We start from the raw sequence: 18,889 nt of genomic DNA, 5'->3' as shown, positions 1-18,889 counted from the left end.
GATAATGGTTCCCGTCACACTCAGCGCAGCACCAGCACCAGTGCAAAGGCTGAAATCAGGGTGGTGCCGATCAGAAGTTGGGGGATCCGTACCAGCCGCAGGCGGGCCATTACCGATTCAACGACCCCGATCAGAACAGCCAGGAGCAGCATGCCTCCCAGGAAAATCAATGCATCGAGCCTCATGAAACCGGTCTGCCAGGGGAGCACCAGGCGCACCACCAGGGCGCCCATGACCATCAGTTTTAGAGCGGCGCCATAGAGAATCATCCCCAGAGCAGGCCCGCTGTGATCGAGAACCATGACCTCATGGATCATGGTCAGTTCCAGGTGGGTGTTGGGGTCATCGAAGGGGATGCGGGAATTCTCCACCAGCAGTACCACGATCAGACAGACGACGATCAGCCCCAGTGAAGCAGCCGCCGGTCCCCAGGCGGCAGCCAGATGGGGTCCCAGCAACTGGTCCAGGGACAAACTGCCAGCCAGGCGGGCAAGTACGATCAAGGCGAACAGCAGGGTCGGTTCGGCCAGGCAGGAGAAGGTGACTTCCCGGGCCGCCCCCATCCCCTCAAAGCTGGAACCCGTGTCCAGAGCCGCAGCCGCGGTGAAAAAACGCGACAGAGCGAAAAGATAAACGAAAAGGATCAGATCTCCCTCGAAGGATATCGGGGCTCGCAAAGCGCCGAAGGGGATCAGCAGGGACGCAAGTACGGGCACCACCAGCCCGACGACAGGTCCGGCAAGAAAAACCCAGGTTGTGGTACGGCTGAAGACAAACCCCTTGCGCCACAGCTTGGCCAAATCCCGGTATGGCTGCAGCAGGGGTGCCCCGATTCGGCCGGCAAACAGTGCCTTGGTCTTGGTGATCACCCCCTGCAGCATGGGAGCGAACAGGAGCAGCAGAGCCAAATGAAGAACTATTCGGACGATCATTACCGGAACCTCGTCAAATTCTGATCAGAAGCAGAAATACAACCGTCAGTGCCACGTAGAGCAGATAACGTGCTGTCTTGCCGTTTTGGACCCGGGATCGGAGCCAGACAAAGGCCTGCCCTGCCAACCGGAAGCCGGGGAACAGCCCCCGGTCCAGCACCGTGTCCGGAGTCTGACTGTGAAAACCGTTGACTCTCGGAAAAATTCCATCGACCCTGTCGCCGCTGCGCTCGGTCCAGAGCCCGAACCGGAACAGTCGGACCAGGCCGTCGGCGAAAGATGAGGCGGTATATTGCATGCGAACCGTCGGCTGGGCATACCCGCATCCCCAGGTGGCGCTCTCCTCAGCTCCCTTTCGGCTCAGGATACCGAGCCAGAATCCGACCAGCACCAGTGCCGCCAGCAGAATCAGTCCCATCACGCCGATCATCGGCACAGGCGCGAGGGGGGCAGTCAGAGCCACCGTTGAGAGAGCCGGATTCCAGGACCTGACCGCATTTTCAAGCAGCCCTGCAACGGTGCTGGGAAAAAGGCCGATCCAGGTACAGGCCGCCAGCAGCGGCGCCATCGCCAGGAGCATGGAGAACGTCGATTCATGGGCCGTTGAGGCTTCCATGGTTCGCGCTTCGCCAAGAAAGGTTATACCGAAAACCTTGACGAAGCAGGCCAGGGCCAGGCCGCCGATCAGGGCAAGCGCCGGAGCGACCAGGACGGCCAGCACAACCATCAGTTCTTTACTCTCAAGGGCTGCAAAAGAGCCGAGATAGATCAGCCATTCGCTGACGAAGCCGTTGAGCGGGGGCAGACCGCAGATGGCCACGGCACCGCCCAGAAAAAACAGTGCGGTCAGTGGCTGGCGTCGCAAAATCCCGCCGTATCGATCGATCTCCCGGGTACCGACGGCATGTATAACCGAGCCGGCACTCAAAAAAAGCAGCGACTTGAACAGACCATGATTGACGACATGCAGCAGCGCACCCGCCATCCCCAGGAGGGTCAAAGCCGGCAGGTCATAGCTGCGGCCCAGCAGGGCCAGTCCCAGGCCGAGGGCGATGATGCCGATGTTCTCCACGCTGTGATAGGCGAGCAGGCGCTTGATATCGTGCTGGGCCAGGGCAAAAACCACTCCGAAAATGCCGGAAAGCACGCCAAGCATCAGCACCGTCCAACCCCACCAGGGAGGAATGACAGCAAAAAAGGATGTTAATCGCACCAGGCCGTAAATGCCGGTTTTGATCATCACCCCGGAAAGCAGGGCTGAAGCGTGACTCGGGGCAGCGGCGTGAGCGCCCGGCAGCCAGATGTGGAGCGGAATCAAACCGGCCTTGAGACCGAAACCGAACAAACCGAACAAAAAAACCGCCGACCCCTGGAACGGCACTGAACCGGCCACCGGGAAACCGAAGGCGCCCGCACCCTGGTCCAGCAGGACGAACATGGCGAAAAGCGCCAAAGTTCCGGTATGGGTTGCCGCAAGATAAACATAGCCGGCCCGACGGGCCTCAGCTTTGTCCTCCTCGGTGGTTACCAGGAAAAACCCGGAGAGGGCCATTATTTCCCAGGCCAGCAGAAACAGCAGACCGTTGCGGGCGGTCAGCAGCGTAATCATGGCTGCGCTGATCAGACCATAAAAGAGCCGCAGCCTGCGACCGTTGTCGGGGTGCTTTCTTTGTGGCCAATAGCCGAAACCGTACAGCGCGCCGCAGCCTACGACAAGAAAGAGGGGCAACAGAAAAAGCATGGACAGTCCGTCCAGACTCAGCACCAGTGCCCCACCCGGAATCGACCAGGGAAACTCAAGGGTGGTCTCCCCTGCCCTGTGCAGACCTTTCAGAACACCGGCCAATCCTGCCCCGACCCCGGCCAGAACCAGCAGCCCTGACAAGATTTCGCCCCCGCTGCGGCTACGGGCCAGAAACAGCCCGGGAACCCCTGACAGGGCTATCAGCAGTGTACTGATGACGATCCAGGATATCATCCCAGCCTCCACCCCCTCCCCTCAAGCACGCTCCAGGCGATCAGGAGTGCGCAGGCGGCGAAAATATACAACAGGTAAATGGGGAGTTTCCCCTGTTGCAGCCAGCGCAGCCGTACGATCCGGTCGGCGAAGCGCCGAAAAAACGGTTGGAACATCCGATCCAGAATCGGATCCAGTGAATCGAACACGAGACGACCCGCAGCCGGAAACAATCCCTCGGGCGCCGTGGATACCGGTTTTGAACGCAAGGGCGCAGGCACCAGGTGATTCTGTGTCAGTTCGGCATAACTGCCGGCCGTATAGGCCATGCGCGCTGAGGGGAAGGAGAAACCACACCCCCAGGTGCCAGACCGCCCCGCAGGCCGCATCCGGCACAACCATAACAGCAGTCCGAAAACCAGGGCCAGACCGAGCAGGATGACCAGGGCAGCCAGACCGAGATTGGCCACAACCCTCAAATGGGCGGCAAGCTCCCCGACTCCTGCTCCAGTCAGGGCAACGAGGGGCGCGGTCAGTAACCGGACTGCAGCCTGCGGTGCAAGGCCGACCGCCAAACAGCCCAGGAGCAGAACCTTCATCGGCAGAGACATCGCAGTCGGTGCTTCATGGGCTGCTGCTGCCCGGTCTGAACGGGGCTCTCCGAGCAGGGCCACCCCGGCCAGGCGGGTGAAAACCACAACTGCAAGTGCACCGGTAACCGCAAGCAGGACCGCCAGCACCAGCGGCAGCAGGCCTGCAAACCCGTCGCCCGCCAAGCCTGTGCGTAAGAGTCCGAGATAGATCAGCCATTCGCCGACAAGACCATTGAGAGGCGGAAGGGCGGCGATGGCCAAACTTCCGCCCACCAGAAGCCCTCCGGTAACAGGCATACGCCGCAGCAATCCGCCCATACGGTTCATATCGCGGGTGCCTGCCCCATGCGACAGGCTTCCGGCACCGAGAAACATCAATCCTTTGAACAGGGCATGGTTCCAGACATGCAACAGAGCTCCAGCAAAACCGAGCATGGCGATCCCTTCCTGGTGCCGAGCCAGGCCATACATGCCGGCTCCGATACCGACAAAGATGATGCCGACGTTTTCCACTGTTGAATAAGCCAGACAGCGCTTGATATCGGACTGGACCGCGGCCAAAAGGATACCGTAAAGCGCTCCAAGAATCCCAAGAAAGGCCACCGACAGACCCAGCCAGGCAGGCGGCAGGGGGAGCAGTGTTGATATTCGCAAAATACCGTAAATACCCGTTTTCACCATAGCTCCCGACATCAGCGCCGATACGTGACTTGGAGCGGCGGGATGGGCATCGGGAAGCCAGACATGCAGGGGGAACAGGCCGGCCTTAGTGCCGAAACCAACAAGGCAGAGCAGGAAAAGCAGCAGGGCGAATCCGGGTGAGACGCCTCCAAGCCGGACAAAATCGGCGAATTGCAAGCTACCGCAGAAATTTCCGGCCAGCAGAAAAAGAGCGAAAAGAAAGGCGCTTCCCAAATGGCAGGCAATCAGATAGATCCAGGCAGCCCGGACGACCTCCGTCCGGCGATTTTCATAAGCCACCAGAAAAAAGCTGGCCAGCGACATCAATTCCCAGACCGCCAGGAACAGCAGACCATTGGCGGCCGTCAAAACCAGGGCCATAGATACCACCAGGCCACAATAGAAAAACCAGTGGGGTCCGAGGTTACGGGACTCCTCTTCCTCGGCGAGATAAGACGTACCAAAAACAGCACACAGGGCGGCCAGCAGAAAAACCGGCAACAAAAAGCAGGCGCTCAGGGGATCGAGGGCCAAGGCCATGTCGCCTTCGGGGAGGGGCCCAGGTATCGATAAATGCAGCGTGCTACCGCTTGTAAGCACATGCAGCGCCTCGGTCAGGCCGAGGAAAGAACCGATCAGGGTGCAACCGGCCGCCCATCGGGAGGCCGCTCGGGAGACCCGGCCGGCCAGCAATGCTCCGATTCCGCCGGCCATGATTATGGCCAAACCAACCAAAAACAGTTCGGGAGACATCTAGCGAGCCAACCTTTCTTCAGCCTTGCGTAGTGAGGAGAACAAGGTTTCCCGGCTTTCCTGGGTATCCAGAGCCTGGCGGAAAGACTGGTCTTTTAGGAGGTATCCCAACCGCGAGAGCATATGAAGATGAGACCGTACAGTAGGTGAAATCAGGGTGAAGAGCGTCTGCACCGGCCGGCCGTCAAGAGACCGGAAATCGACAGGACGTTCCAGAAAGCAGAGGGTCACCGTTGGGCGGGTGACGTGCAGCAGTACCGGATTTCTGGGATGAGGGATGGCTATCCCCTCGCCAATTCCGGTTGACGCAAGCTTTTCCCGGGCAATCAGTACCCGGCGCAGGTATTCCCGATCGACCTCCTCAGGGAGCCGCAGATGAGCAACGACATCGGTGAGAACGTCTTCCCGAGTTTGGCCCTCGATACGATAAAAGACCCCACCCGCTTCCATAGCCTCGGTAAGGGTCGGCAAGGGGGTGCTGTCACCCTCCGGATCGGCAAGGGCCTCCGGTGAAATGCCCATACGTCGGGATGTTGCCCATTCGAGCAGCTCGGCGCGGGTAAAACGATAGGTTTCATGGACTTTGTAGGCGGGAATAATCTCCTGTTTGATCCAACGATAAATCGTCTTTTCAGAAACAGAGAGAATCCGGGCCGCATCTTTAACCGAAAGGTTCATCTATCCCCCGAGCATGTCATGTTTGCCTGTCATTTGGACATTTGTGGACACTACGGCAACTTCGGGTCAGATGTCAATAGGCTGTAAGACGATGCCTGAAAAAAGACCAGGACGCCAATGCACCGAGGCGGGAGGACCGGTCCAGGGACTGATTTCTGCTTTTCATTATCGTCGGTTGCGGTTATTATTGAGCGGCAACCTTCTAGAAGGAAAAACAATGAAATTTCTTTTACTGCCATTTTTCCTGTCACTGTTCCTTGTCGGTGGGTGCCTGCCGAGTTCGGATCACGGTTCCATTGCCATCAGGAGCGAATTCGATCCGGCCTCTGTCCATTTTCCGGAACCTGCTGACACCGCAAAAAGCGGCACTTCTTTAGAAAATCCCAGGTTCAGCTGTTTGGTTGAAAGTCATGGGGAAATCTGGATGAAACCCTATGAGCTTAATGGCCGCTTCTTCCAGCCGATAGCCAACTGTACGGGTTTTGTGCAGGAAGGGATCGCGAGCTGGTACGGGTCTGAGTTTCATGGCAAGAAAACTTCCAATGGGGAAGTTTACGATATGGACGAGCTCACCGCAGCTCACAAAACCCTGCCCCTCGGGATTCACATCCGGGTAACCAATCTCGAAAACGGAAAAAAGCTGCTTTTACGGATCAATGACCGGGGACCCTACGTGAAGGATCGAGTTCTTGACCTGTCTCGTGCCGCGGCCAGAATGTTGGGCTATTATGACCGAGGGACCGCTTCCGTCCGGATCGAGGCGCTCGGCTATATAATGAAAACGGGGAACGAAGGCCAAAAGTCGACCCGACCATTACCCCTCGGCGCTTCCAGTCCTCCCTATGATCCTTTGGAAACGATCGCGGGATCGGGACCGAGAGCCGGCGAATTCCGGGCGCAGGAGGTAAATCCAAGGTATTTAATTCAGGTTGGGGCCTTTGAAAGCCGTGCTGCAGCAGGATTACTGCTTTCTCGGGTGAGATTGGGGTTTCCTGATGCGATTATGGAGAACTCGATGGTAGAAGGAAGGAATTTTTACTGTGTCCGCCTCAAGAATTTTTCCAGCCGCCCCGAGGCTGAAAACGCCAGGCTGAGACTTGCGTCCATGGGGTTCCCCAATTCCCTCATTGTTCTTGAAGGCTTTACGAAAAGGGCTTGATACTGAAAAATCGACAATAAAAAAGAGGGCTCGCCGTTTCGCTGAGCCCTCTTTTTTATTGTCCTGATTCCGGAAAATCACCTGCTTCGGTATTCAATGGCAGGTGACCCGCCAACCTTCCTTCCAGGCCTGCCGGTTTTACCTTTGGCAGCTCCGGATCGTTCCTGTTTCCAGCCGCTCTTGCCGGCACTGTTGGGCTTTTTCCCAAACTTTTTTGGTCCTGCCCCGACCCGGCGGCCCGATTTTTCCGAGCGAAGTTCCAGGTTGCGGGTCGGTTCGAGGCCGGAGATGACCTCGCGGGGCAATTCGCGGCCGATGTAGCGCTGAATCTTCTTCAGAGCCTCCAGATCCTCGCCGGAAACGAAGGATATGGCGATGCCGGCCGCCCCGGCCCTGCCGGTCCGGCCGATGCGGTGGACATAGTCCTCGGCAAATTTCGGCAGATCGAAATTGATGACATGGCTGATGCCGGCCACATCGAGACCGCGGGCGGCGACGTCGGTGGCCACCAGCAGGCGGATGCGCCCGCTGCGCAGATCCCGGATCGTACGGTTGCGCGCCCCCTGGGACATGTCCCCGTGCAGGGCCGCGGTACGGTGCCCCTGCAAGGAAAGCTCGCGGGCCAGGGTGTCGGCATTGCGCTTGGTGGCGGAAAAGATGATTGCCTGACGCAGCTCGGCATCGGCCGCCAGATGGTGCAGCAGGCGCTGCTTGTGCTGAAGGTTGTCGGCCACGTGGAGGCGATGCTCGATGTTCTCGGCCGTGATCTTTTCCTGGGCGACGGCAATGCGCACCGGGTCCTTGAGCAGTCCCATGGCCAGTTCGGTCATGGCCCGGTCCATGGTCGCGGTAAACAGCAGGGTCTGCCGGCCGGCGGGGGTGGCGGCGGTGATCTTCTCCACATCCTCCTTGAAGCCCATGTCGAGCATCCGGTCGGCCTCGTCCAGCACCAGCACCTCCACCCGGGACAGGTCGATGCTGCCCCGGTCCAGGTGATCGATCAGGCGACCGGGGGTCGCGACCACCAGGTCGAGGGGCTTGCCCAGGGCCTGGAACTGCCCCTGATAAGACATCCCTCCCAGCAGTGAAGCACTGGTAAACTTCAGGAAACGGCCGAAGCTGCGGGTGGCGTCGAGGACCTGGCCGGCCAGCTCACGGGTCGGCGCCAGCACCAGGACCCGCGGAGCGCCCTTGCCGTTTTTGCCCCGCTGCTGCAGCCGTTCCAGGGCCGGCAGCATGAAAGCGGCGGTTTTGCCGGTGCCGGTCTGGGCGGTGGCGATCAGGTCCCTGCCGGCCAGCGCCGGAGGGATCGCCTGCGCCTGGATCGGCGTCGGAGCGGTGAAACCGCAAACGGACAGGGCCTTGTTGAGGGGAGCGGAGAGATTGAGTTCTGCAAAAGTCATAAATATTCCTTGCCCTGATTGTCCGGACGCACTCGCCCATGGGAAAAGGATGTCTTCTCCCTGACAATTCGAACGGATACAGGACTGATGGGGCATGTGAACGGCGGGGACAAACAGTGTCTCCGGCAAAGACGGTCACAGCACAACAGGTCGGGCATGAACGCCTGTCGCCAACCTGAAAAGCTGCAGCAATTTTGGATGCAGGGGGGTCAGAGATCGATGAAGGGCGCCGAGAAAGCGATAAACCGTTCGTCAGCGTAGGTTCTCATCGGGGAGCGTTGAAGCCGATCGACGCATATTACAGATATTTTCCGGAAAAACAAGTTTTTTCGTAACGGACGAGTATGATATTTTGCCAATCGTCGTTTTCGGAAACGACCCGGCCGCCGCAGTCAGGAGGAAAAGTGAAAAAATTTGATCTGTTTGGCATAGAAGATTTCGAAATCCTGGAAAACCACAAAAGTTACAGTGGATTCTTCCGAATCCGCACCCTCGGCCTCCGACACCGACTTTTCAACGGCGGCTGGAGCCCGCCCTTGACAAGGGAACTGGCCGAGCGCGGGCATGCGGCGGGAGTTTTGCTCTACGACCCGGACAGGGACGCGGTCGTGCTTCTGGAGCAGTTCAGGGTCGGGGCGTTGACGGATGAACTGGGACCCTGGATGCTGGAAATTGTAGCCGGGATGGTCAAGGAAGGGGAATCGGCAACGGACGTCGCCCTGCGGGAATGCCTGGAAGAGGCCGGGCGGGCACCGGAGCGGCTGATCCCGATCTGCCGTTGCTATCTGAGTCCGGGGGGCTGTTCGGAACAGATCGAACTCTTCTTCGCCGAGATCGATTCGACCGGTATGGACGGCATGGTGCACGGCGTGGAGGAGGAAGGCGAGGACATCATGGTCCGGGTCCTGCCGACAGGAGATGCCTTCGCCGCCCTCGACGAAGGCCGCATCATCAACGCCTCCACGATCATCGCCCTGCAGTGGCTGAGATTCAAACTGAGAAGTTACTGAAACAACTCCCCATCGCCGACATTTCGGCCTGTTCAAACTTTTGCAGGAAAAATGTCCTCCTTGAAAACCTGATTTCAAGGAGGACAAATATGGATCTACCTGTTTTCCCCTCGCTGAAAGAGAAAACACCCCTCATCGGCTCTCGCCCAATCATCTTTGCTGCTGGTTCTCCTTGTATTTTTGGGCCTCTTCCAAGGTAAATTCGGCACCACACGACGGACAGATCAGGGACTCGCCTTTTTTAAGATGGCGTGGTCCGTTGCAGGCAGCCAGGGCCACGATGGCTGCTATCAGGGCCAGCACTGCAAGATACCCGATTCTTCTCATCGAAAACTCCTTTGAATGATCTCTCGTTCGGCAATCCTGTAAGTGAAATAATACTGTTTTTAAATCAATCAGAAGAAATAGGCGAACCGTACCTGGATGGCTTTGGTTTCGACTCCGCTTTTGACCCCGAAATCGTCCCGGTACTGCAGCAACAGCTGGTAATGGTCACCGATGCCAAAGGCGGAGGTGAACATGAGCGCATGGTTGTCCTGGTCGTCATTCTGGTCGATGCCATCAACTTCCGTTTCCCCGCCGTTAGAGTAGAAATAGCTCAAACCGATCCACCAGCGCGGACTGATGTCATAACTCAGATGGACTTCTGCGCCGAAAAGTGCATCCTGTTCCAGGGTCACTGTGTCCGTCCCGGTCCAGAAATCGTCGTTGTCGCCGAAGATGGTCACATTACCGATCAGATCCAGGTAGAACTTGCCGAAGCCCTTGATCATGCCGAGTTCGTTTTTCAATGCCCATCGGTTGGAGCCCAGATTGAGCGCCCGCTTCTTGTCGTATTCACCGATCGGCACGGTGACATAGGGCGTCCATCCCAGCCAGAGCTTGTCTTCCGGCCGATTGATGAACCAGGTGGTCATGAGCACAACAGGGTCGGCGATGCCTTGGGTCGAGGTATCGGAAATCAGATCCCCGTCGAGCTCGGCCTCCCCGGCGATGATCAGGCACTGGGGATCAATGACGAAAGGTCCGAGTGTCGTGTAATAAACCGGACGAAAAATGACGATATTCTGGCTGAGATTGAAATCGTCGGAAATAACTTCATCGTCAATTTTGAAACGGTGTCCTGAAATATGCTGCAGATAGGTGACGAACAGAAAAGTTTTGGGCGGCAAGGGAATATAATCCCGAGGATCCGCACCCCATGAGGGACCGCCAAAGGACAGTCCCAGCAACAACATCACGACCGCGCCAAGCCTCTTCATCAAGGTTGCCTCCATTCCCGTCCCGACTGAAAACCTTCTCATGGCAGCAATCCTGGCGGGGCGCCCCCTGTGGAAGCCCCGCCGAACGGAAGAGTTACATCGCCTTCTTATAAAGATCGATCATATCCTTCACGGTTGTGACCCGCGGGTTGGTGGGGGTGCAGACCTCCTTCATGGCCCATTCGGCCATGTTGGGGATATCTGATTCCTTCATGCCCAACTCGGCAAGCCCGGAGGGGATGCCGATATCGGCCGACAGGGTGCGGATGGCCGCTATTCCCTTGAGCGCGGCTTCACGAACGGTCAAGCCGTCGATCTTTTCCCCCATGGCTTTGGCAACATCCGCATACCTTTCCAGGCAGGCGTTCATATTGAATTCGCAGACCAGCGGCAGGAAGATGGCATTGCAGACGCCGTGGGGCAGGCCGATAAAGCTGCCGGGCTGATGGGCGAGAGAGTGGGCAATGCCGAGACCCGCACTGGAAAAGGCTTCTCCAGCGAGATACTCCGCATACGCCATGCCGGTCCGTGCCTCAATATCCTGGCCGAAAGCGACCGCCTTGCGCAGATACTGGGAGATCAGCTCGACAGCCTTGAGGGCCAGTGCATCGGCTTTCGGGTTGTGGCCGATGGAAACATAGGCCTCCACCGCGTGTGTGAGAGCATCCATGCCCGTTGCGGCAGTGAGAGCAGGGGGCATGCCGGTCATCAGTTCGGGGTCATCGATCGCCACGTTGACCGAGACATTGATGCTCCAGACCACCATTTTTACGTTGTTGCCCGTGTTGGTGATGACCGCCGCAGGCGTTACCTCGCTTCCCGTACCGGCCGTAGTGTTGATGGCGATGAAGGGGGGCATCGGCTTGGTGACCGTGTCGAAGCCTTTGTAATCATGGATTTTCCCGCCATTGGTCACAACGATCCCGATCGCCTTGCCGCAGTCGTGGGAGCTGCCACCGCCGAGGGATACGATGGCGTCGCAGCCGTTTTCCTGGTAGACCTTCACCCCCCCGGCCACATTCAGATCGGTCGGGTTGGGTTCGGCACCAGGATAAATGAGCGCCTGAAGTCCTGCCTCTTCGATGTTCTTCTTGATCTGGTCCGCCACGCCGATTTTTTCCAGCCCCTTATCGGTGACGATCAGAGCCTTTTTGCCACCGAACTTTTTCAAGTAATCACCCGTGGTTTTTGAGGCTCCACACCCTATCAGCGATATAGGGGGCATCAGAAATCTGGCTACGGTCAACGGCATTGACATGATTTCCTCCTTCCGGGTAGCGGTTGGTATGTCCCGTCAAGCGGGAGCGATGGATCATTGCACGGAAACGGTTTCCGTCGACAATAAGCAGGGCAGTTATTGTGCCAAGGCGTCATCCCGGGAAAAACCAATGACATTTCGGAATGTTAAGAAATGAAAGAGGAAACGGACGGCATGCTGGGGGGTGAAAGGATTTGGGCAACCAAGTTTCTAATCAGGGCGAGCGGAAGCAGGCAGGCGAGAAGAAAATGAAAAAATCATGTTGAAATGACATGGTTTTTCACTTCTGCATTACCCTGGAAAAAGCCAAAAGCAAGAATTCTTGCACAAGCAAGCAATGTTGCAGATCGTGCAGAGGGAGATATGTCGGGACTCGTAGAATCAGGTGGCGCGGAAATTTTTCAACTTCCCGAAGATTGTACCGTCAGGCGGTAATGTTTGAAATCTCCGCCCAGGTTGGAAAACAATTTCAGGGCCTGCTCCCTCTGGTCTTCGCTGGCCTCTTTATATTCGACAAGAAAGTCCTTGAGCGTTTGGGTCTCGACCTCGGACATTCGATAGATTTTGCTCATGACGACACTGTTCCAGATCTTCCATTTCCAATCCAGGTTTTTTCCCTTCATGGCCTGAAAAACCTTTTTGGCGATGGCGGGCAAAGGCCAACGCGAATGCTGCAGGCCGGCCGAGGAAATATCCTCAAAAGCCTCCAGGATCAGCTGAATTTCTGTCTGGGTGAAATTGGATGCGCAAAAGAGTTTCTGTTGTTCAGTCATTTTTTTATCGCATATAACAAGTGTGACTTTGCCCGCTCGCTCTGCCATGCTTCGGCTGGTCAATATTTTATTCCCGATAACCCTTCAAGACGATTTTGCAACTATCATACCTGAGGATAATGCCCGAACTTTATGTCTCTTCCTGCCGATGCTCTGGTACCCGTAATCAATGCCGCCTGCAAGAAAAAGAGCCGTCGCGCAGGGGTGTAAATGCTTAAAGATCGGGTTCGATCAGATGCCTGGACAGATCGATTAGGCGTGCCGAAAAGTCCTATTTATTGTCTTACCATGCCAAAACTTTGACTATGGGTCGACTTAACATCAAGGTGGAGGAAGCGTCGACAATGGCCGAATGGGGATCGCCGAAAAACTCCTGTGAGACCAGCGCCTCTTCCGTAAATGGCCGGCCAGCGAGGCCACCGGGCGCCAGACAGTTGGCGGTGCAGGAGGCCATATCATGGAGATCAGGCAATTCGATCGTTTTCGAACATCTCCTGTATCACTGCCAGAGGCTTTGGTCTGCAGTAGAAAAACCCCTGAGCCAGGTCGCATCCCTGCTCTGCCAAAAACCGTTCCTGGTCGGCATTTTCCACGCCCTCGGCAATGACTTGCATGCCGAGGTTCTGTGCCATATGAATAATGGCGGAGGCCAGGATCGCATCCTGTTCGTCCCGGCAGATGTGTTCTATGAAGGAGCGATCGATTTTCAGTTTGTCTATGCGGAATCGGCTGAGGTAGCTCAGGCTGGAATACCCGGTACCGAAATCATCCAGGGCCAGTCCGACTCCGATCCCTTTGATATTATTCATGACCTCCTCGACCGTTGTCTGTTTTTCCAGGAATATGCTTTCCGTCACCTCCAGGGTCAGATTACCGGGGGACAGATTGTGTTCTGTGAGCAGGTTTCTCACAAAGATCGCAAAATCCTCCTGGAAAAGCTGGCGAGCGGAGACATTAACAGAAACCGGCAGGATCGGCATCCCCTTTTCCCTCCAATCCGCCATCTCCCTGCAGGCCGTTTGCAGGACCCACTCCCCCAAAAGGAGGATGAGGTTCGACTGCTCGGCGACGGGGATAAACCTGCAGGGAGAGATCATCCCTTTTTCGGGATGCGGCCAGCGCAGCAGGGCCTCCATTCCGACCATGCGCTTTTCCGCCATCTGCCAGATGGGCTGGTAGTGCAATTCCAGATGCCCGTCCTGCAGGGCCTTGCGCAGCTCCCTCTCGAGCTCGAGACGAGTCTGCACCCTCTGGCTGATTTCCTCATGAAAAAACTGGATATTGTTGCGGCCTGAATCCTTGGCAAAATACATGGCGGCATCGGCATGTTTGAAGAGGGTGGCCAGGTCCCGGCCGTCCTCGGGGAAAACAGCGACTCCCATACTGGCCGAAACTGAATGGACATGGTTTTCAAGCAAGTATGCCGATGTAAAACAGGCCATGACCTTCCTGACAAGTGTTTTAACCGCGTCGGCTTCCTTCAGATCGGTAAACAGGATGAGGAATTCGTCGCCTCCCATCCGGCACACCAGGTCGGTAGCCCGTACGGAGTCGGTAAGCCGCTTGGCCACTTCACAGAGCAGACGATCGCCGGCCTGATGTCCATGCAGGTCGTTGACTGCCTTGAAGCTATCCAGATCAAGCAGGCAAATGGCAAGGCATTTTTGGGCACGCAGGGCGTGCTTTGCCTCCTGCTCAAACCGCTCGGCGAAAAGCAGGCGATTCGCTAATCCGGTCAGCTGATCATGATGGGCGAGATAGGAAATTTCCCTTTGCGATTTCTTCTGCTCGGTTATGAAACGGGCCTGCTGAACATTCTGATAGGCCGAATTGGACAACTGCCTGGCCACCGAATACAGGGCTTGTGCGACCCTCTCGAACTGGTTGCGGGACATGGAAGGCACTTCTCGAAAGGCCTCGACGGTGGCGGTTTCATCCGCCCCTATTTCCCGGGCATAAGTGCGAATCTGTTCTTCATCATGGGTGACATCCCGAACCTGACCGACCAGCCAGTTGGCGATGTGGCGTCCCCCTACGGAGAGAGCCGAGCCCGCCTCCCACAATAGGGCCCCTTGGCACTTGTGTATGGTCGGACCCGGGTTGGAGGGCTGTCCCAACAGGGCATTGGAGCGCCAGCAGATGGCTCGGCCCTTGGCTGTTTTGCAGATAATGTCTTTGCACAGGCGGCAGAAGTTGCTCGGTGCCGTAATGGGAGTGCCGTCGGGGTGGGTGATGATGGAGGCAACGCCGGCAGCATGGGCGAAATCGTCCTGCAACTGCTGGATCTCCTTCACACTGAACAGATCCTCGAAGGTGACTCCGGTGGTATCGTCCAGTGGTCGCGTCAGCGCAACGATTCGCTTTTCCAGTGCTTCTTCGGCCTGCTTGCGGGCGGTGTTGTCGCGACTGACTCCGATGATACCGATCAACTCCCCGTCCGGGCCCCAGTAGGGGGTTTTCAGGGTATCCAGGAGCACCCGGCGCCCGTCCGGGTAGTTGACCCATTCCTCATTCTGGCGATGAGAGCGCAGCTCCAGCATGCGCCTGTCGTTCTCCCGGAAAAACTCCGCAAGCTCCTTGTCGAACAGGTCGAAGTCCGTTTTTCCGACAATCTCTTCCTTCGGCCTTCCGACAAATTCGGCGAATTGGGGATTGCAGCCCAGATAGATGCCCTGGGTATCCTTGAAGAAGATCAGGTCGGGAATGGAGTCCAGCAGGGAGGTGATGAGGCTGTTCTGGCGATGAATCTCCTGCTCGGCCCGCCTGGACTCGGTGATGTCGGTAAACACCGTGGCAAAGCATAGTTCTCCCAGGGGATAGGCGTGAACCAGGAAATATCTGCCCAGCAGCTCGGAATATTCTTCAAAGCTGATCGATTGTCTGGTAAGAACCACCCTCCCGTAGGTCTCCAGGGTATGTGTCTTCTCGATACCCGGCAGGACTTCGGTAACGCGTCGGCCAAGTATGTCGACGACTTTCAGTCCGGTATGGGTCTCGAAAGCTGGATTGGCGCTGAGGAAAACATAGTCCTCCGGCCTGCCGTCCCTGTCCAGGATCATTTCGTGGACCGCAATGGCCGAAATGCTGTGTTCGATCAGAAGCCTGTATCTCTTTTCACTTTCAAGCAGTTGCCGACTTCGCAGAGAGAGGGCGCGTTGGTTCCAGACAAAAAAAACGAACAGGCCGACGGCCGTTATGACAAGAAAAATCGTCGTAAAACTCACGGGAGAGGTCGCCAGGAAGACCAGCAACAGTATCGCCGCGAGTGCGGCATATAAAAAAACCCTCCAGGAGTCAAAACCGGAAAAAACATCATCCTTAACGTTCGTTTTTTTCATGTTCTGCCTTTTCCTTCTAATGAAGCTTGCATCCTATACCGGACGATAATTTTTTTCCAGGCATTATTCGATTAACTCATTGCTTTAAAAGAGTTTTCACTTACTTCTCCTAAAAAACGAAGCCTCTTATCTGAAAGACAGCAAAAAGGCCCGACCAGTTTCAGGCGGGCCTTTTATTTTTGTTTGTCATGCCGGAGGAATTAGCCTGCGTATCTCACCTGCGTGAAAGATCGAACTCGATTTCCGCTCTGGCTTCTTCGTCAATTTCCGGTTTATACAATCGCATCTTCCTTTTCCCGCTCAGATTCTTGTCCTTTGGGGTTCCGGCAAATGTTCCCCAATCCATAAAGTTGGTTGAAGGGGCCGGATTGAGATCCCCAATCGGCTCTCTCCTCCTTTATAAACTTTTAGTTTGTAACCATCTTTTTCAAAGCATCCCAGTCTATCTGTTGGATAATCCCCGGGGTCCGGTCGGGATCAGCTTGAATTTTGACGACGATGGTCTGTACCACGGTATGGGGGAGTGATTTATTGAAGGTGGTCTCCATATAATTTCCATTTAATCTCCAGCCCCTGCCTAGAAAAACAAAGGTCGTCCCTTCACTCCATCCGTTAGCTGGATCATAAACCCCTGCGCTGCGGTAAGTCAGGCCTCCGGCGATAGACGCCGCCGGTTTGAAATCCTCTTCATATATACCTTCGGAGGTCACATTGGCGTTGAGGACAATCTTTACCTCGACATCATGAGGCGCCATTTTGATAAGAACAGCCTCCATTTCCTTGTCGAGTCGGGCGTTGATGGCCTGCATTTTCTGGCTGAGGGCCTCCATCTCCATGTTAATGCGGTTCGCCTCGGCGTTGTTTTTTTGCTCTAAGGCTTGCCCATACTGAGCGATAAGCTCATTACTCTGAGCATTTAATGCTTTCAATTCAGGATCGGGAGCGGTATGTTTCGCCAATTCCAGCTGCAATTTGTCTTCTGCCTCGTAGATGGCGTTGGTATTCTTCCATGCAATGCGATAATAAATTTGGAACGGGTATTTTTCCGAGCCGACCCCTACTCTCTCCAATTCCTTGATTTGGGTGGTGTCGTTCGTCTGGGTCCAACCCACCGGCCCCGAGGGAACGGCTTGCGCTAAAGTTTTGATCACGGAATTGTGAAAATTCTTTTCACCCTGGCTTGCCGGACGTTCATTGCCGTCGGCGACAACCATAGGGACCCATAAACCGAGCAGCGCGAGCAATAAGAATATTTTTAAATTTTTTACCGGTTTCATTTGCATACCGCCTCCCCTTTCAATCCGTCCGAGGGCCCTGTTGGCAAACCGGATGGCAAAATCACTGTCCGTCCGCCTGTGCGGCCCACCCCGGACGCTTCCCTAATGCCTCGCTTGTACTCCCCTTCCTATTCGCGGACCAGTTCCACCCGCCGGTTCTGGGCGCGCCCCAACTCGGTGGTGTTGTCGGCTACTGGTTGTGATTCGCCGAAACCGGCCGTTTTGAGCCTCGCCGCATCGATACCGGCGCCCACCAGGTACAACTTGACCGCCACGGCCCGCTTCAAGGAAAGGTTCTGGTTCTGGACCTCCGAGCCGATGGCATCGGTATGCCCTTCGACAGTCAGGACCCAATCGGGTTCATTTTTCAACACCGCCAGGACTTCGTCCAGCACGGGTTTGGACTCGGGGCGGATGTTGGCTGAATTGAAATCGAATAGAATCCCATATAGCCGGGCGCGCTTCTCGGAACCGAGTTTCTTCTCCAGTTCACCGCCCACCGACCCGGCCCAGTGGGGGCACCCGCCCACAACGGCGCTCACCTTCTTGCCATCCCAGTTTCCGGAAGGCGCACCCTTTTCACTTCCCTCACGCCAGTAATATCCTTTGAACGATTTGCCGTCAGGTGCAAAAACCATCACCGCCGGACCGTAGTTTTCGCCTTCACGCCAGGTCAGCTTCATCACACGGCCCTCGATGGCCCCCTCCATGAGACCTTCGCCATATTCGTAGCAGCCAGAAAGGGCCGTCCCCTGCTGCAGGACATGGAACTGGGAATAGCTGCTGTCGTAAGTACCTGAAATTTTGTCCTGAAATTTGGGAACCGGTTTTTCACCAAAACCGCGGAAGGCGAACAGTTCGGTATACTCCTCGCTGCCGTAATTGTTATGGATGGTCAGCCGCACCCAGCGTGCCGGCTCTTTGTGAGTGGCCGGGAAAATCTGTGCGTCGGCCTTTTCGGCCAAGGTAGCCTTCAGTACCGGTTTGAAACCACCCTGGACTGAGGTTGCGGAGACCTCCACGAGAATGTCTTTGGCGCCGGACTTTTCCGTATCGATTGCGGCCGTATCGAACTCGAACCGTTCGAGTGTCGCCGCTTCCGGCATTTCGAAGACAAAAACATTACCGTTGATCTTGCCGCTTTCACACGCCCAACCGGTCTCGGAGCTCTCGTCCAGCATACTCTCGGGTTCCCACCCTCCATACGAAGAAGGAACTTTCACCGGCAACGCCCCTTCCTGCAGCGAAAGCAGGTTGACCTGATCGGCACCAGCCGCGCATACACCAGAAAAAAAACTGAAAAACAGGAACATACCGCAATACACCCAGCAGACGATTCGCATAACGATTCCCTCTCTTCTCAGACTCCCATATCCAGATGCTTCACAAACGCCCGTGTCAGGATCGTCCGGCGAAATTGCGCCGTAAATCCTGGATCAAGTTTAATATAAACCTCATTGCTGAAATGAGCGGCCACCTCTCCACCCGCAAAATCCGGCTTATGAAGGCCGGAGCCGGAATCCAGGTCAATGAGGAGCAACTGCCCCGAGCCCAATGGAGCTCCAAGAGTTGCCGCTCATAATCCTTGAGGAGACCTTACAGATACCTACCTTGCAGAGGGGCTTTACCGGCGTCTGATGACGTGTCATCACCGGGCCGGCCGCACGTTCCCTGATCCGGAACACTTTCCGCGGCATCGTCTCCGGTAGCGGAATGCAATCCACTGCATCCAGCCGATTCATGGATATCCGTCATCCAACCTCCAGCTGAGACCGGAATTGAATAGTAACGAGAAATCAGGCTTTGCTCAAAATA

General features: G+C 56.2%; 14 protein-coding genes. 2 read left to right on the top strand and 12 right to left on the bottom strand.

What is annotated here, in order from left to right; genetic code table 11:
• Nucleotides 1-20 precede the first annotated feature (20 nt).
• Genes R2940_16515 through R2940_16500 form a run of 4 tightly spaced genes read right to left on the bottom strand, consistent with a single transcriptional unit; the run spans nucleotide 21 to nucleotide 5,594 of the window.
• Nucleotides 21-932 (bottom strand): NADH-quinone oxidoreductase subunit H, encoded by a 912-nt coding sequence (locus tag R2940_16515; protein MEZ4601393.1) that lies wholly within the window; start codon nucleotides 930-932, stop codon nucleotides 21-23.
• A 13-nt stretch (nucleotides 933-945) separates the two neighbouring features.
• Nucleotides 946-2,910 carry a proton-conducting transporter membrane subunit gene (locus tag R2940_16510; GenBank protein ID MEZ4601392.1) on the bottom strand — a complete coding sequence of 655 codons (1,965 nt, stop codon included), beginning with the start codon at nucleotides 2,908-2,910 and terminating at the stop codon, nucleotides 946-948.
• The gene (locus tag R2940_16505) at nucleotides 2,907-4,916 is read right to left on the bottom strand and encodes a proton-conducting transporter membrane subunit (protein MEZ4601391.1); all 2,010 of its coding nucleotides are present in this window, start codon (nucleotides 4,914-4,916) and stop codon (nucleotides 2,907-2,909) included. Before R2940_16505 ends, R2940_16510 begins: the two co-directional genes overlap by 4 nt.
• Complete coding sequence (locus tag R2940_16500; GenBank protein ID MEZ4601390.1) at nucleotides 4,917-5,594, bottom strand: PTS sugar transporter subunit IIA; 678 nt, start codon at nucleotides 5,592-5,594, stop codon at nucleotides 4,917-4,919. It lies immediately after the preceding gene.
• Between the two features lie 91 nt (nucleotides 5,595-5,685).
• Between R2940_16500 and R2940_16495 the strand changes: the two genes are divergently transcribed.
• Nucleotides 5,686-6,753, top strand: a complete 1,068-nt coding sequence (locus tag R2940_16495; GenBank protein MEZ4601389.1) for a septal ring lytic transglycosylase RlpA family protein — start codon at nucleotides 5,686-5,688, stop codon at nucleotides 6,751-6,753.
• Between the two features lie 77 nt (nucleotides 6,754-6,830).
• Here the strand turns inward: R2940_16495 and R2940_16490 are convergent, their stop codons facing one another.
• The gene (locus R2940_16490; protein ID MEZ4601388.1) at nucleotides 6,831-8,156 is read right to left on the bottom strand and encodes a DEAD/DEAH box helicase; all 1,326 of its coding nucleotides are present in this window, start codon (nucleotides 8,154-8,156) and stop codon (nucleotides 6,831-6,833) included.
• Nucleotides 8,157-8,560: 404 nt separating this feature from the next.
• On the opposite strand from R2940_16490, the gene R2940_16485 reads away from it, so the two are divergent.
• Nucleotides 8,561-9,166 carry an NUDIX domain-containing protein gene (locus tag R2940_16485; protein MEZ4601387.1) on the top strand — a complete coding sequence of 202 codons (606 nt, stop codon included), beginning with the start codon at nucleotides 8,561-8,563 and terminating at the stop codon, nucleotides 9,164-9,166.
• Between the two features lie 150 nt (nucleotides 9,167-9,316).
• On the opposite strand, the gene R2940_16480 is transcribed toward R2940_16485, so the two are convergent.
• The 7 genes from R2940_16480 to R2940_16450 all read right to left on the bottom strand — a co-directional run bounded on the left by R2940_16480 (nucleotide 9,317) and on the right by R2940_16450 (nucleotide 18,417).
• Complete coding sequence (locus R2940_16480) at nucleotides 9,317-9,493, bottom strand: hypothetical protein (protein ID MEZ4601386.1); 177 nt, start codon at nucleotides 9,491-9,493, stop codon at nucleotides 9,317-9,319.
• A 68-nt stretch (nucleotides 9,494-9,561) separates the two neighbouring features.
• On the bottom strand, nucleotides 9,562-10,470 hold the full coding sequence (locus R2940_16475) for a transporter (GenBank protein MEZ4601385.1): 909 nt from the start codon (nucleotides 10,468-10,470) through the stop codon (nucleotides 9,562-9,564).
• Between the two features lie 52 nt (nucleotides 10,471-10,522).
• Nucleotides 10,523-11,686 (bottom strand): iron-containing alcohol dehydrogenase, encoded by a 1,164-nt coding sequence (locus R2940_16470; GenBank protein MEZ4601384.1) that lies wholly within the window; start codon nucleotides 11,684-11,686, stop codon nucleotides 10,523-10,525.
• A 401-nt stretch (nucleotides 11,687-12,087) separates the two neighbouring features.
• The gene (locus tag R2940_16465; protein ID MEZ4601383.1) at nucleotides 12,088-12,459 is read right to left on the bottom strand and encodes a hypothetical protein; all 372 of its coding nucleotides are present in this window, start codon (nucleotides 12,457-12,459) and stop codon (nucleotides 12,088-12,090) included.
• Between the two features lie 464 nt (nucleotides 12,460-12,923).
• Nucleotides 12,924-15,797, bottom strand: coding sequence for an EAL domain-containing protein (locus R2940_16460; protein MEZ4601382.1), 2,874 nt, complete (start codon nucleotides 15,795-15,797; stop codon nucleotides 12,924-12,926).
• 407 nt (nucleotides 15,798-16,204) lie between these two features.
• Nucleotides 16,205-17,080, bottom strand: a complete 876-nt coding sequence (locus R2940_16455; GenBank protein ID MEZ4601381.1) for a hypothetical protein — start codon at nucleotides 17,078-17,080, stop codon at nucleotides 16,205-16,207.
• Nucleotides 17,081-17,202: 122 nt separating this feature from the next.
• Nucleotides 17,203-18,417 carry an OmpA family protein gene (locus R2940_16450; GenBank protein ID MEZ4601380.1) on the bottom strand — a complete coding sequence of 405 codons (1,215 nt, stop codon included), beginning with the start codon at nucleotides 18,415-18,417 and terminating at the stop codon, nucleotides 17,203-17,205.
• Nucleotides 18,418-18,889: the final 472 nt, after the last annotated feature.

Source organism: Syntrophotaleaceae bacterium (assembly GCA_041390365.1).
GTDB lineage: Bacteria > Desulfobacterota > Desulfuromonadia > Desulfuromonadales > Syntrophotaleaceae > JAWKQB01.
Note: the sequence above shows the minus strand (reverse complement) of the source record. Positions and strands in the feature narration are given on the sequence as shown.

Coding starts and splice junctions, on each gene's coding strand:
- R2940_16515 (MEZ4601393.1), bottom strand. CDS start 932: ATGATCGTCCGAATAGTTCTTCATTTGGCTCTGCTGCTCCTGTTCGCT.
- R2940_16510 (MEZ4601392.1), bottom strand. CDS start 2,910: ATGATATCCTGGATCGTCATCAGTACACTGCTGATAGCCCTGTCAGGG.
- R2940_16505 (MEZ4601391.1), bottom strand. CDS start 4,916: ATGTCTCCCGAACTGTTTTTGGTTGGTTTGGCCATAATCATGGCCGGC.
- R2940_16500 (MEZ4601390.1), bottom strand. CDS start 5,594: ATGAACCTTTCGGTTAAAGATGCGGCCCGGATTCTCTCTGTTTCTGAA.
- R2940_16495 (MEZ4601389.1), top strand. CDS start 5,686: ATGCCTGAAAAAAGACCAGGACGCCAATGCACCGAGGCGGGAGGACCG.
- R2940_16490 (MEZ4601388.1), bottom strand. CDS start 8,156: ATGACTTTTGCAGAACTCAATCTCTCCGCTCCCCTCAACAAGGCCCTG.
- R2940_16480 (MEZ4601386.1), bottom strand. CDS start 9,493: ATGAGAAGAATCGGGTATCTTGCAGTGCTGGCCCTGATAGCAGCCATC.
- R2940_16475 (MEZ4601385.1), bottom strand. CDS start 10,470: ATGAGAAGGTTTTCAGTCGGGACGGGAATGGAGGCAACCTTGATGAAG.
- R2940_16470 (MEZ4601384.1), bottom strand. CDS start 11,686: ATGTCAATGCCGTTGACCGTAGCCAGATTTCTGATGCCCCCTATATCG.
- R2940_16465 (MEZ4601383.1), bottom strand. CDS start 12,459: ATGACTGAACAACAGAAACTCTTTTGCGCATCCAATTTCACCCAGACA.
- R2940_16460 (MEZ4601382.1), bottom strand. CDS start 15,797: ATGAAAAAAACGAACGTTAAGGATGATGTTTTTTCCGGTTTTGACTCC.
- R2940_16455 (MEZ4601381.1), bottom strand. CDS start 17,080: ATGCAAATGAAACCGGTAAAAAATTTAAAAATATTCTTATTGCTCGCG.
- R2940_16450 (MEZ4601380.1), bottom strand. CDS start 18,417: ATGCGAATCGTCTGCTGGGTGTATTGCGGTATGTTCCTGTTTTTCAGT.